This window comes from Streptomyces sp. AHU1 (assembly GCF_045343905.1).
In the GTDB taxonomy this organism is placed as follows: Bacteria; Actinomycetota; Actinomycetes; order Streptomycetales; family Streptomycetaceae; genus Streptomyces; species Streptomyces triticiradicis.
Genome location: NZ_CP174283.1, coordinates 9,226,017 through 9,238,362, shown reverse-complemented (window position 1 = coordinate 9,238,362; position 12,346 = coordinate 9,226,017). Strand labels below are relative to the sequence as shown.

The 12,346-nt window shown below is 70.9% G+C and carries 8 protein-coding genes and 3 pseudogenes; 3 read left to right on the top strand and 8 right to left on the bottom strand.

The window, feature by feature from the left end:
• Positions 1–61 precede the first annotated feature (61 nt).
• Positions 62–1,543, top strand: a complete 1,482-nt coding sequence (hemG, locus tag ACICHK_RS40750) for a protoporphyrinogen oxidase (RefSeq protein WP_406841062.1) — start codon at positions 62–64, stop codon at positions 1,541–1,543.
• A gap of 140 nt (positions 1,544–1,683) precedes the next feature.
• On the opposite strand, the pseudogene ACICHK_RS40745 reads toward hemG, so the two are convergent.
• Positions 1,684–1,776: pseudogene (locus tag ACICHK_RS40745) on the bottom strand (toxin-antitoxin system HicB family antitoxin); the annotation flags it as partial.
• 51 nt (positions 1,777–1,827) lie between these two features.
• On the opposite strand from ACICHK_RS40745, the gene ACICHK_RS40740 reads away from it, so the two are divergent.
• Positions 1,828–3,117, top strand: coding sequence for an RNA-guided endonuclease InsQ/TnpB family protein (locus tag ACICHK_RS40740; RefSeq protein ID WP_406841060.1), 1,290 nt, complete (start codon positions 1,828–1,830; stop codon positions 3,115–3,117).
• A gap of 42 nt (positions 3,118–3,159) precedes the next feature.
• Here ACICHK_RS40740 and ACICHK_RS40735 read toward each other — a convergent pair.
• Positions 3,160–3,516: pseudogene (locus ACICHK_RS40735) on the bottom strand (transposase); the annotation flags it as partial.
• 259 nt (positions 3,517–3,775) lie between these two features.
• The gene (locus ACICHK_RS40730) at positions 3,776–5,527 is read right to left on the bottom strand and encodes an FAD-dependent monooxygenase (protein WP_406841059.1); all 1,752 of its coding nucleotides are present in this window, start codon (positions 5,525–5,527) and stop codon (positions 3,776–3,778) included.
• Between the two features lie 584 nt (positions 5,528–6,111).
• Here ACICHK_RS40730 and ACICHK_RS40725 point away from each other — a divergent pair.
• Positions 6,112–6,249 (top strand): annotated as a pseudogene (locus tag ACICHK_RS40725) (hypothetical protein); the annotation flags it as partial.
• 255 nt (positions 6,250–6,504) lie between these two features.
• Here ACICHK_RS40725 and ACICHK_RS40720 read toward each other — a convergent pair.
• From ACICHK_RS40720 to ACICHK_RS40700, 5 genes are all read right to left on the bottom strand, one after another.
• A complete protein-coding gene (locus ACICHK_RS40720) occupies positions 6,505–6,999 on the bottom strand; it encodes a TIGR03668 family PPOX class F420-dependent oxidoreductase (protein ID WP_406841058.1) in 495 nt (164 codons plus the stop codon).
• 149 nt (positions 7,000–7,148) lie between these two features.
• Positions 7,149–8,426 (bottom strand): MFS transporter, encoded by a 1,278-nt coding sequence (locus ACICHK_RS40715; protein WP_406841057.1) that lies wholly within the window; start codon positions 8,424–8,426, stop codon positions 7,149–7,151.
• Positions 8,423–9,793, bottom strand: a complete 1,371-nt coding sequence (locus tag ACICHK_RS40710; protein ID WP_406841056.1) for an SUMF1/EgtB/PvdO family nonheme iron enzyme — start codon at positions 9,791–9,793, stop codon at positions 8,423–8,425. Before ACICHK_RS40710 ends, ACICHK_RS40715 begins: the two co-directional genes overlap by 4 nt.
• A complete protein-coding gene (locus tag ACICHK_RS40705) occupies positions 9,790–10,569 on the bottom strand; it encodes a phytanoyl-CoA dioxygenase family protein (protein ID WP_406841055.1) in 780 nt (259 codons plus the stop codon). The genes ACICHK_RS40710 and ACICHK_RS40705 overlap by 4 nt, the downstream gene beginning before the upstream one ends.
• Positions 10,566–11,918 carry an SUMF1/EgtB/PvdO family nonheme iron enzyme gene (locus tag ACICHK_RS40700; RefSeq protein ID WP_406841054.1) on the bottom strand — a complete coding sequence of 451 codons (1,353 nt, stop codon included), beginning with the start codon at positions 11,916–11,918 and terminating at the stop codon, positions 10,566–10,568. The genes ACICHK_RS40705 and ACICHK_RS40700 overlap by 4 nt, the downstream gene beginning before the upstream one ends.
• Positions 11,919–12,346: the final 428 nt, after the last annotated feature.

Genomic DNA, 12,346 nt, shown 5'->3' with positions numbered 1-12,346 from the left:
GCCTGTCTCGGCGCCGACCGTGGGGGCCCTACGACACCGTAACCATGAAGGAGCTGGTGGAATGACTGGGAGCGAACAGGCTCGGGCGAGCGGCAAGCCCCACGTGGTCATCGTCGGTGGCGGGATCTCGGGACTGGCGGCGGCGTTCCACCTGCGGAACGAGCCGGTGCGCGTGACGCTCCTCGAGGCCTCGTCCCGGCTGGGCGGAAAACTGCTGGTCTCCGACGTGGCGGGAGTCGCGGTCGACGAGGGCGCCGAGTCGCTGTACGCCAACCGCAAGAAGACCACCGGCCTGATCAAGGAGGCGGGACTCGGCGAGCAGATCATGTCGGCGGGCCCCGTCACCGCGTCGGCGATCTGGACCCGGGGCACGATCAGGCACCAGCCCGACCGTCAGTTCATGGGTGTGCCCTGTGACATCGACGACCTCGCCCGGTCCGGGGTGCTGTCCGCCGAGGGCGTGGAGCGGGCGCAGCAGGACCTCGTGCTGCCCTCCTTCGACCTGAAGGGCGACGTCTCGGTCGCGTCCTTCGTCGGCGGGCGGTTGGGCCAGGAGGTCGTGGACCGCCTCGTCGAGCCGTTCCTCGCCGGTGTGTTCGCCGGGCGTGCCTCGGACCTCTCGTTCGAGGCCACCCTGACCCCGCTGGTGAGGGCGTCCCGCGATCACATCTCGCTGGCGGACGCGGCCGGCTCGCTGGTGCCGCACCTGCAGGAGGGCGAGAAGCCCCCGCCGGTGAGCGTCGCCACCCTCGAGGGCGGCTTCGGCACGCTGCCCGCGGCGATCGTCCGGCAGGTGCTGGACGCCGCGCCGGACACGGCCCTGCGCACCGGGACCCCCGTCCGGAACCTGACACCCAGGGGTGAGCGCTGGCAGGTGACCGTGGGGTCGGCCACCGACTCGGAGGTCATCGACGCCGACGCGGTCATCCTCGCCACCCCGGCCGGCCCGGCGGGCAGCCTGCTCGCCGGGGTCCCGGGTGCGTCCTTGGCCGCCTCGGCGCTCTCCGAGGTGCCGTACGCCAGCGTGGCCATGGTGACGCTCGCCTACCCGCGCACGGCCTTCCCCGGCGGGCTCTCGGGCCGCGGCTACGCCGGCTACCGGGTGCCGGCGGAGGAGGGCAAGGCCGTCAAGGAGGTCACGTTCACCACGGTGAAGTGGCCGCACCTGGCGGGCGAGACGGAGATCGTGCGCTGCTCGCTCGGACGGTTCGGCGAGGAGCACCTGCTCCAGCTCGACGACGCCGACCTGGTCGCGCTGGCGACGGCCGAGCTCGCCGAGGCCACCGGCGTGACCGGTGTCCCGGTGGCGTCCCGTGTGAGCCGCTGGGAGAACGCCCTGCCGCAGTACACCGTCGGCCACGTGGACCGGGTGCGGCAGATCCGTGAGGCCGTGGCGACCCGGCCCGGACTCGCGGTGTGCGGTGCGGTGTACGACGGCGTGGGCGTCGGTGTCTGCATGATGACCTCGCGCAGGGCCGTCGACCAGATCCTCCCCGTCGTGCGGAAGGCCGCGGCGGCCGACTCGGTCGCCGTCGGGGTGTGAGCCCGAATCCACCTCGTTTCCTTGCAGGGTGCCCCGGCCTTCAGGCCGGGGGCATGCGAGCCCCTGCGGAGCAGGGCAGGGGCAGAGGCATCGCCGTCAGGACGATTCGTCGTCGCCCTGACGGCGTCGAGGGCGATCTCGAGCAGGTGCAGGATCTCGGCGTTGAGGGACCGCCGGCCAGCGGGGGCTTGAACGGTGAGCCGGGCGTGGAGTTCTTTGGGGATGCGAAGCATGAATTTGAACATTCCGCCGTTATGGCGTTATCGCGCCATTACCGTGACGGCATGGCAAAGTTCCGCATGTACCCCACGAGTGCGCAGGAGCAGCAGATGCTGCTGCACTGCGCGCACGCCCGGTACGTGTGGAACCTGGCCGTCGAGCAGCACTCGCACTGGTACCCGGGACGCAGGGCCGCGCCCGGTTTCGCTGAGCAGTGCCGGCAGCTCACCGAAGCCCGGCACGCCAACGAGTGGCTCGGCAGCGGGAACGCGGACGTTCAGCAGCAGGCCCTGAAGGACTTCGCCCAGGCCAAGAACGCCCGCTTCACGTCCGGGTTCGGTGAGCCGACCTGGCGCAAGAAGTACCGGCACGAGGGATTCCGCGTCATCGGCACCGACCGCGTCCCGGAGTTGACCGATGACGGCTCGCCGAAGCTCAACGCGAAGACCGGCAGGCAGGTCATGGGCCGGTCCGTGGTGGTGCACCAGCTCAACCGCCGGTGGGCTCAGGTCAAGGTGCCCGGCTGCGGCTGGGTCCGCTTCCGCCTCACCCGGACCGACCTGCCCGAGGCAAAGACATTCCGTGTCACCTACCGCAACGGCCAGTGGCACATCGCCTTCGCGGTCATCCCCGCACCGGTCACCGCGCCCGCCACGGGCGAGGTCATCGGTGTCGACCGGGGCGTGAACATCACGGCCGCCCTCTCCGACGGGCGGAAGCTGAACTGCCCGCAGCTCACCGTGAAGGAACGCGCGCAGGTCCGTAAACACCAGCGGCGTGCCGCACGTGCCCCCAAGGCAAGCGAGCAGAAGACCACCGCATACGCCAAGGTGGCCAGGCTCAAAGCGCGGGAAGCCGACCGGCGTAAGGACTGGTGCGAGAAGACGAGCACGATGCTCGCCCGCACCTACCGTCTGGTGCGGTTCGAGAAGCTGAACATCAAGAACATGACCCGCTCGGCCAGGGGAACCACCGAGCAGCCCGGCAAGCAGGTCAGACAGAAAGCAGGGCTGAACCGGGCGATCCTCGCGCAGGGCTGGGGCCTGCTCCGCCAACGCACCGGGCACAAGGCCCCCGGCCGGGTCGAAGACGTCCCCGCCCCCTACACCAGTCTGCGCTGCAGTGTCTGCGGATGGATCGACAAGAACTCGCGCAAGAGCCAAGCCGAGTTCGTCTGCTCCTCCTGCGGCTTCACCTGCAACGCCGACACCAACGCAGCAACCAACGTCGCGGCAGGACAGGGCGGGATCCCCCGCCCCCGGCGATCAGCCGGTGCCGGAGGGACGACACCGCCCAAACAGCGGTCGAGCGTCCGTGAACCTCAACCCACCTGGGTTGGAATCCCCCTCTTTTAAGAGGGGGAGGATGTCAATGGAGTGATCCCGAAGTTATCAGGCTCATCGCAGTAGAGGGTGTAGTCGGGATCTGAAGCCACCGGTGTCAAGCAGGCTGCGCGTGATGTAGTTGGTCAAGTTGCAGAAGCCGAGGGCGATGCCGCGCAGGTGTTCGAGTCGGCCGTTGATGGCCTCGGTCGGGCCGTTGGACGTGCCGGGCCGGTCGAAGTAGGCCAGCACGTCAGCGGCGCACTGTTTCAGTGTTCTGCCGAGTCGACTCAGTTCGGGCAGTCCGGCCGGGACGCCGTGGCTGATCGTCTTGATGACGGCGGCGAGTTCGGCCTTGCCAGCGCGGCCGTCGGGTTGCCGGTAGGCGGACACGATGCGCTGGTAAGCACCCCAGGTCGCCTCGACCGCGGCGCACGTCTCGTCGCGCTCGGACAGGAATGCAGCCGAGCCTGAAATCCGTGTCGGCGACCTCGAAAAACCGGCAGACCCCGACTACACCCTCTACTGCGATGAGCCGCTTACGGGCAGGACGAGAAGGGCCGTGCCCGGGCACGGCCCTTCTCGTCCTGCCCGTTCCGCGTCGCGGAAGCGGCGGTCTTCGTCGCGGCGCCAGAAGATCCGGTCAGCGCTCGGATCGCTGACCGGGTCTCTGATCGGATCCCTGGCCGCGTCAGCGGTCCAGGATCGTGGCGAAGACCTCCGTCAGCGCCCGCTCCGCGTCCTCGTCGGCGCCGGTGCTGCGCCAGGCCACGTGCTGGTCGGGACGGATCAGCAGCGCGCCGGCACCGGTGATCTGCCGGACGGCCTCCCAACCGCCGTCCACGTCGGCGTACTCGGCGCCGTCGCCGATGCGGACCGCGTTGACCTGGACGGAGAACTTCTCCGCCACGCGCGGGGCCGCCTCGCTCCACGCCGTCCCCTCCGGGCCGGTGATCAGCGTGAAGCCGGTCCTGCCCGTCAGGTCGAGGGTGGACAGGCGCTCGCCGTCCCGGGTGATCCAGGCGTGCGGCAGCCGGTGGCCGGGGCGCGACGTCGGTGTGTGCTCGTCGCGCATGGGGACGCGGGCCGGGCGCTCGGTGCCGTCGGGGACGACCGCTCCCTCCTCGTAGGCGAAGCCAACCTCCATCTCGAACGACTGGCAGCCGCCGCGGTGGGTGTCGAACATCTCCAGGGCCCGCGCCCGCACGGTGTCGCCGAGCGGCGACGGGTCGAAGTACGCCGCCAGACGCTGCCCGCGGCGCCCCGCCGGGATGTTGTGGCCGCCGCCGATGGCGTCGATGACCACCTGGTGGTGCTGGGCGGCGGAGACCGCCCAGTCGACGTTCTCGCGGCCCACGGGCCGGCGCTCGGCCTCGTAGGTGTCGATCAGGCTCTCGGGCGCGCTGCCGTTCAGTACCGCGGCCAGCTTCCAGGCGAGGTTGTGCGCGTCCTGGATGCCGGTGTTGAGGCCGAGGCCCACGGCGGGCGGCTGCTTGTGCGCGGCATCGCCCGCGATCAGCACCCGGCCGACCCGGTACCTGTCGGCGAGGATCGCGTTCACGATCCAGTCCGTGACCTTGTGCACGGTCACTTCCAGATCCGGCACCTTCAGCACCTCACGGATGCGGTCGACGACCGTCTCGTTGTCCCAGCGGCCGGCCGGGCCGGGGGCCATGTGCAGGCCCCACTGCTCGCAGGCCTTGCCCCAGCTCGGGCCCATCTCGATGAGGTTGACCGAGAGGTCGGGGTCCTCCGGGCTGAGGTAGTGCGTGATGAGCGTGCCCTCCTCCCACCACTGCGACAGGTCCGCGGAGAAGTACACGGTCGTCGTGTTGACGTTGCTGGGCGGGCCCTGCATCTCGATGCCGACCTTGGAGCCGACGAAGCGGCCGCCGTCGGCGCCGAGGAGGTACTGCGCCTTGACCGTGATGACCTCGCCGGTCTCGATGTTGCGCACCTCGGCGATGACGTGGTCGCCCTCGTCGGAGAAGTCGATCACCTCGTGGCTGAAGAGGATCCGCCCCGGGTTCCGCTCCTCCGCGTGACGGCGCAGGATCGGCTCCAGCCACATCTGCGGCAGCTTCGAGGGCAGTTCCGGGCCGGCCGCCGCGTACTTCTCCGTCAGCTCGCCACCACCGAAGGCGTCCATCTCGTGGATCCGGCGGGCGTCCAGCGGGCCGTCACCGGCGAACGTGGTCGCCCAGCGCACCTTGCCGAACTTGTCCAGCGGCGCCGCCTGGGCGAGGACGTCGTCGCGGATCCCGTGCTGGCGGAAGATCTCCATCGTCCGCTGGTTGAGGTAGTGCGCCTTCGGCACCCTCGACGTGTCCGCGTGCCGCTCCACCAGCAGGTGCTCGACGCCCTGGTCGGAGAGGAAGACGGAGGCGGACAGGCCACACCCGCCGCCGCCCACGATCAGGACCGGAACCTCGATAGACGTCATGTTCGCCCTTCCAGAATTCAGATGGCTTCTCCCGCACAGCCTGACAACGCCGTCCGCAACCCTGGTCAAGGACGACTGGAATCCGAAAAGCCGCCGGCCGGTCACCCGGGTGACCGGCCGGCGGCGTGCCGCGGGGGAAGGAGTCCTTCCGGGGCCCTTCCCGGGTCCTTCCGGGGTTCCTCCCAGGTGCTCGGCCGAGCCGGACGCCGTCGCTCATCAGCGTGCGTCCGGCCGGCTCGTTGACCTCCCGCCAGGCCCGGACGCGCCGGGGCCGTACGCGGCAGTACGGGTGGGGACGGAACCGCGCGGGGGCAAGACGAGGAGGGCGGTCCCGTCCCAGAGGAACGAGAGCGGGATGAGGTGGACGCCGCCGGCACCACCCGCCGAAGCGACCCGGAGATCGACGTCGTTCTCCAGTCTCTTGCGAGTGTCCCCCAGCCGCTCTTCGAGCCCGCGCGCCGGCACAGCCGTCACGCCTCCTCCGTCCGTGCCGTGGAGAGTCCCCGTCCGAGGAGGCCTCCCCCGGTCGTCGTACGGGCCACCGGCGCGGTGGCCGCGACGGCCGCACGCACACCGATCATGTCGTGTGCCCGGTGCACGGCGAAGCGCACGAAGCCGTTGGGCAGGGGCAGCACGCGCACCCGGGCCGCCTTCTGCGCACCTACGGAGCCTTGCGCGTCCATGCCGTCCTGCACCGGCAGGGCGAGGAGTGCGGACGGCGCCGCATCGCCGGACTGATGCGTATCGCCGGGCTGCGGGGCCGGCACCACGGGCGGCGCCAGGTGACGACGATCCCCGACCCGCGATCCGCGTCCCGGCGCGACCTCGTCGTCCGCGACTTCGCTCCCGCCCCGGACGGCCTCGGCACTCGCCGGTGCGGTGACATCGCCTGCATCCCCACCGAGGAGGGCCGGTCCCATCCGGCCACCGTCATCGACATCGCCTCGCGCCGTCTGCCCGTCGGTCTTCAGCACCGGTCAAGCACGGCTGGACCGCAGCCAGGACCGCTCGCGCCACGGGCGCCGCCGGCCGGTGTCCGCGGACTGCTCGCTGTAGGCCCAGCCGAGCCAGTCCGTGATGTCGATGGCGACGACGGGCCCGCCGTCCTGGAGGTAGCGGGCGCCGTCGAACTGCTCGTACTTGCCGTCCAGCAGGCCCAGCGCGCGGGTGCGCTCGGCGCCCTCGTCGATGACCCGGGCGGTGCCGCGCAGCCGTACCCACCAGGCCTTGAGCCAGTCCTCGTCGTAGCAGTCGGCCAGGACCGTGGCCCGTTGGTCGCGGTCGAGGTTGCGCAGCCGCTTGGGCCGCGGGTTGCCGGTCTTGGGCTTGTCGGTGGGTGAGTAGAAGGTGTCGCCGTCGACGACGAAGATGATGGGCACGACATGGGCGCGCCCGCGCTCGTCGACGGTGGCCAGCCGGACGGCCCGCTCCTGCTCGAACCGGCTGCGCATCTCTTCCTGCCCGAGTTTCATCACGGCTCCTTGTCTGCGGGGGGGGGTGGGGCCCAGGCGCTGGGCATGACGAAGTGGCCCCTGGCAGGGGCGGTGGGGCGCGCGGGTCCCGGCGGGGCCCGGCGCCGTACAAGGCTCAGCGCCGTGCGGGTCTCAGCGCCGTACGGGGCTCAGCGCTGTGCGGTGTCCAGGAGTGGTTCTTGCCGCTTGTGACGGCGGTTGCGGCGTACCAGCAGGATCAGGACCGCGCCGAGGGCGGCGAGGGCGATGGTGGTCTGGCCGGACAGCTTGATGGTGTCCGCCGCGCCGAGCGCGCCGACCAGGGGGCCGCCGAGGACCGCGCCCAGCGGGGTGGCGATCACCAGGATCGCGCTGCGGAAGGCGCTGAGGCTCACCAGCTCCTCGATGGGCGCCTTCTGCTGCAGCAGGGTGATGGTCACCGGCCCGTAGGGCGCGTAGATCAGCCCGCCGAGGCCGAAGCCCGCGATGCCCGCGGCGAGGGTGCCGAACTGGGCGAAGGGCAGGATCGCCAGCCCCCAGCCGGCCACGATGCCCAGCACGGTCGGCCACAGCGGGAGCCGCCGCAGCGATCCGGTGATCCAGGTCCCGAGCACCGCGCCGACGCCGAACGCGCCCCAGATCCAGCCGAGGGCGGTGGGGTCCTTGCCCATCCGTTCGGCCACGACGACCGGGACCGCCACCTCGATCGGCCCGTAGAGCAGGTAGAAGAAGAACGACAGGACGAGCAGGCCCATCAGTTCCGGGTGGCGGGCCAGGGTGTTGGCGCTGCGGCGCAGCGGCACCGCGGGACGGCGCTCGAGGGTGCCCTCGCCGCGGACCCGGGCGGTCACCAGGGCCAGGTACAGATAGCTGGCCGCGTCGGCGGCCAGGACCGCGGCCGGTCCGAACGCGACGGTGACCAGGCCGGCCAGCGGCGGTCCGGTGATGAACGACAGCTGTTCCTGGCTGCCCACCAGTGCGTGGCCGGCCAGCCGGTCCTCGGCGGGCAGGGTCTCGGCGACGAACGTCTGGCGTCCGGCGATCCCCCAGGCGTGCAGGACCGAGGAGAGGGCGAGCAGGGCGATGTAGGTCGTGGCGTTCAGCAGGCCGGTCCAGTACAGCGCCGGGATCAGTGCGAACAGGGCGCCGCGCAGGAGTGCGTTGACCAGGATCAGGCTTCGGGCGTTGCGTCCGCTGAGCCAGCGTCCCAGGGTGAGGGAGCCGATCGCGGCGGGCAGGCTGTAGGCGGCGACGGCGAGGCCCACCACCAGGGAGCGGTGGGCCGGGGCGGCCAGTTCGACGGCCAGCCAGGCCACGCCGACGAAGCTCATGCCGTCGCCGAGGAAGGAGACCAGGAATCCGGGCTGCAGCCGGCGGAAGTCTCGGTTGGCGAGACAGCGGGTGTAGCCCTGGGGCAGCACCCGCTGCAGTCGCCCGGCTCGGGTCATCGAAGGGACACCTCGGATTCGCTCACCGCGCAGCGGAACCCGATCTCCGGGCTCCTGGTCACCAGTGTCTTGCCCGCGCGGCTGACCGCGGTGAGCAGGGCGGGGGGTGAACTCCACGCGCCGCCGCGGACACTGACCTCGGCCGACCACTCGCCCCACAGGTCGCCGGGGTCCATGGTGCCGAAGCGCGGCTCGAGCGGGAGGCCGTCCAGGAACCGGGTGGAGGTCCATTCCCACGCGTTGCCGCACAGGTCGCGGACGCCGAAGGGGGATTCGCCGCCCGGCAGGTTCACCGGGCCGGTCAGCTCGGGCAGTTCGGCGACGGACAGGTCCGCGAGCCGGCGCAGCCAGGCCCGGCGGTCCAGGCCGCTCCCGGCGTCCTGGCCGAGGACCGTGTGCAGGCCTCGCACCAGTTCGGGCCGGAACTGCTCGCCCCAGGGGTGGCGTCGGTGGTCGTCGCCGCGGGCGGCCCGTTCCCACTCGTCCTCGGTGGGCAGCCGCTTGCCGCACCAGGCGGCGTAGGCCACCGCGTCGTACCAGCTGACCCCGGTCACCGGGTGGTCGCCGGCGCAGCGGGGGTCGTCGGCGGTGGAGCGGGTGTGGTCGGTGTTCCTCGGCTCGTCCGGGTGGCACCACAGGTGGCCCTGGGCGGCGACGTCGGCGGCGAAGGCGTCGTACTCGTCGTTGGTGACCGGGCAGGTGTCCAGGTAGAAGCCCTCGACGGTGATCTCGTCCACCGCGGGCTCGCCCGGGTCGCCGAAGGAGTGTTCCCCATCGGGGTGCGTCCCGCGGCGCAGCCGTCCGGCCGGGACGTGCCGCATTCCCTCCAGGGAGAGCCGGCTGGGCAGCCGGTCGGCGGACAGCGGGACGGGCAGGTCCTCCAGGACGGTGCCGGCCAGTGCCGTGTCGGCGAGCAGTGTCTGCGCGGAGGCCAGTGCGTGCGCGTCCGCGACCGTCACGTAGTTCCCGACGCCCGCGGTGATCTGGTCCGGGGAGCGGCCGAGCACGGCCAGCAGGGCGTGCAGTGCGGAGGGTCCGCCCGCGGAGCGCAGGGCCGGCGTTCGGGCCAGGGAGGCGAGTGCGGGTGCGCGGACGGTCTCGTCCGGGTCGGCCAGCGCCCAGCCGACGGCCTCGGCGGCCAGTTCGGGGGCGAGGCGTACGGCGGCGGCCAGGGCCTGGCGCCGTATCTCGGGCGCATCGTGCAGCAGGCCGACCGCCAGGTATTCCTCGAGCAGGTGCGGGTCGGTGAGCTGTTCCAGGGTGTTCAGGTAGCCGTCGAGCAGGGCGTCGCGTTCCGCCGTGGGCCCCTCGGCCCAGGCGGCGATCCGCAGGACTGCGGACGGGACGTCCGGGGTGGTGGTGGTCATCGCGCGCCGGCCTCCGCTCCGGTGATCATCTTGGCGAAATCCTCGCCCGCCCGGTGGCTGTACGCGGTGCCCGCGTCGGGCTTCTGCCCCGCGGAGTAGTACACGTACAGGGTGGCCCGGCTGGTGTCGTCGAGCACCGGGCCGGAGTGGTGGAGGATGTTGAAGGTGTGGCAGATGACGTCGCCCGCCTCGGCCTCGATCGCAAGTCCCAGGGGCTCCAGCCGCCGCGGCGGATACCGGTGGGATCCGGGCACGAGGATCAGGCAGCCGTTGCGGACGGTGGCGTCGTCCAGGTAGATGCCGACGTTGACCAGGGGGGTCAGCGGGAGGTCGTGCGGGAAGTCGAGGTGCCAGTCCAGCGCGCTGTAGGAGCTTCGCCTGCCCCGTTTCATCTGCCACACGGCTCCGTCGACGGCGTCCTCGAACCGCCAGGTGGGGCGTCCCAGCAGGCCGGGGCCGAGTGCGTCGAGTTTGCGGCGCTCGATCAGGTCCCGGGTGCCCGCGCTGTGGAGGGTGAAGTAGGGCAGCCGGTGCAGGGTGGCCCGGCCGTTCTCGTCGTACGAGGGCTTGATCACCTGGTCGCGGTGCTCGGCCGGCACGTTGCCCTCGAGGGTCTCGCGCTCCAGGTGTTCGGCGTCGCGCCGGATGACGTCCACGTCCTGCGCGTCGAGCAGACCGCGGTAGATGACGAACCCGTACTGCTCGTAGAAGGCGCGTTGTTCGGCCGTGACGGTGCCGTCGTAGCGGAACCGCGGGATGCGCTGCGGCGAGCTCACCGGATCACCCCCCGGAACCCGATCTCGTTGTGCCGGTCGGTGAAGAGGTCCTTGCCGCGGAAGTAGGCGGTGACCTGTTCGCGCATGGAGGTCCAGGCGCCGCCCCGGATGACCACCGAGGTCTCCTCGGCGGTCGCCCATTCGGTGCGGGGCCGCCCGGAGATCATCGGCTTCATCCGGTCGCGGGTGAAGAAGTTGGTGTCGGTCCATTCCCAGCAGTTGCCGACCAGGTCCGCGACGCCGTAGGGGCTGGTGTTCTTGGGGTGGGAGCCGACCGGGACGGTGGTGACGGCGGGCGTCGTCTCGTCGAAGGTGCTCAGGGTGTCGCGCCAGTGCTCCAGGCTCTGCGCCTCGCCGAAGGAGGCGCCGAACCAGCGCAGCGCGTCGGGGTCGAACTCGTCGCCCCACGGGTAGAGGGACCCGTTCTCGCCGCGTGCGGCCTTCTCCCACTCCAGTTCGGTGGGCAGCCGCTTGCCGAGGTGCGCCAGGTAGGCGTAGGCGTCGAACCAGTCGACGCCGGTGGCGGGGTGGTCGGGGCCGAAGCGGGCGTCGCCGATGATGCCGCGGCGGTGGTCCTTGTCCTCGGGCTCGTCGGGGTGGCACAGCGCGTGCTCGGCGGCCTGCGGGCCCTTGGCCCACGCGTCGTAGTCCCGGTTGGTGACCGGGTGGCGGTCGATGAGGAAGTCGGGCAGGTGGCGGGTCTGCCGGGGGGCGGCGTCGTCCACGTCGTAGAGGGGGTGGACGACGTCGTCCATGCCGATTCCGGTGACGAAGTCGGAGCCGGGGATGAGGACCATGTCTGCGGGAACGGGACGGGGCAGGTTCTGCGGGTCGTAGTCCCAGTGTTCGCCCAGTGCGGTTCCCTGCGGCAGCTGTCCGGTCCTGGTGTGCTCCCGCTCGATCTCGAGCCGGTCCGCGCGGTCGGTCGCGCCGAGGATCTCGTCCATCGCCTTGGCCACGACGGCGGCGCCGATGCCCACCGGCTTGGTGCTGCGGAACAGGCCGGCCTCGGCCGGTCCGGTGATGTGCAGCAGCTCCTCGTAGGCCTCGCCGATGCGGTGCCGGCCGGCGATCTTGGCGGCCGTGAAGACGATGAAGTCCTCGTCGTCGCCGAGCAGCCAGACCAAAAATTCCCGCGCCGCGGGAAGCGTGGCCGTGAACGGCCCGACACCTTCGAGAACCGTCAGGCGGACATCCGCGCGGGGGTGGGTCGCCGCCATCGCGCAGAGTTCTTCGATGACCTGGGGATGTTGAAGTCCGGCGATCGTCTCCCGCAGTTCGGCGCGTTCTTCACCGGTCAGCGGTTCGCGTGATTCCTGCCATGCTTCCGGGGCCAGAAAACGTTCCACCAGCCCGTTCAAAGTCTTCTGCTCAACGGCAAAACGTTCGTAACTCCACCTGTGCACTGATCCCACCTCGATTGCCACGGTCAGATATCCCTGAGGCCGAAAACTCTGGCCTGTGGAGGGTGCCAGCACCCTCCACAGGCCACGGGAGCGCCTGATCAGGCCGCCCACTTGAAGTACTTGCCGGCCGGGCGGACACCGCCCTTTCGCTGCGAACGCAGAGCGTTCCACTGACGAAGCGTCTTCATCTGATTCACCTCCTCGGATGGATCTGCAATCGAGTGGTTCGACCATCCCGTCGAAAGCCCATCTGTGTCAAGTTCCCTGTTTTTCTTGTTCAGTTGACGAGCATTCCCGGTGAACGAAAGGACTTGTTCAACTGCCGAATCCCCCCGGTTGAACACACGCGGATCTGAACACGCGGGTCCGAA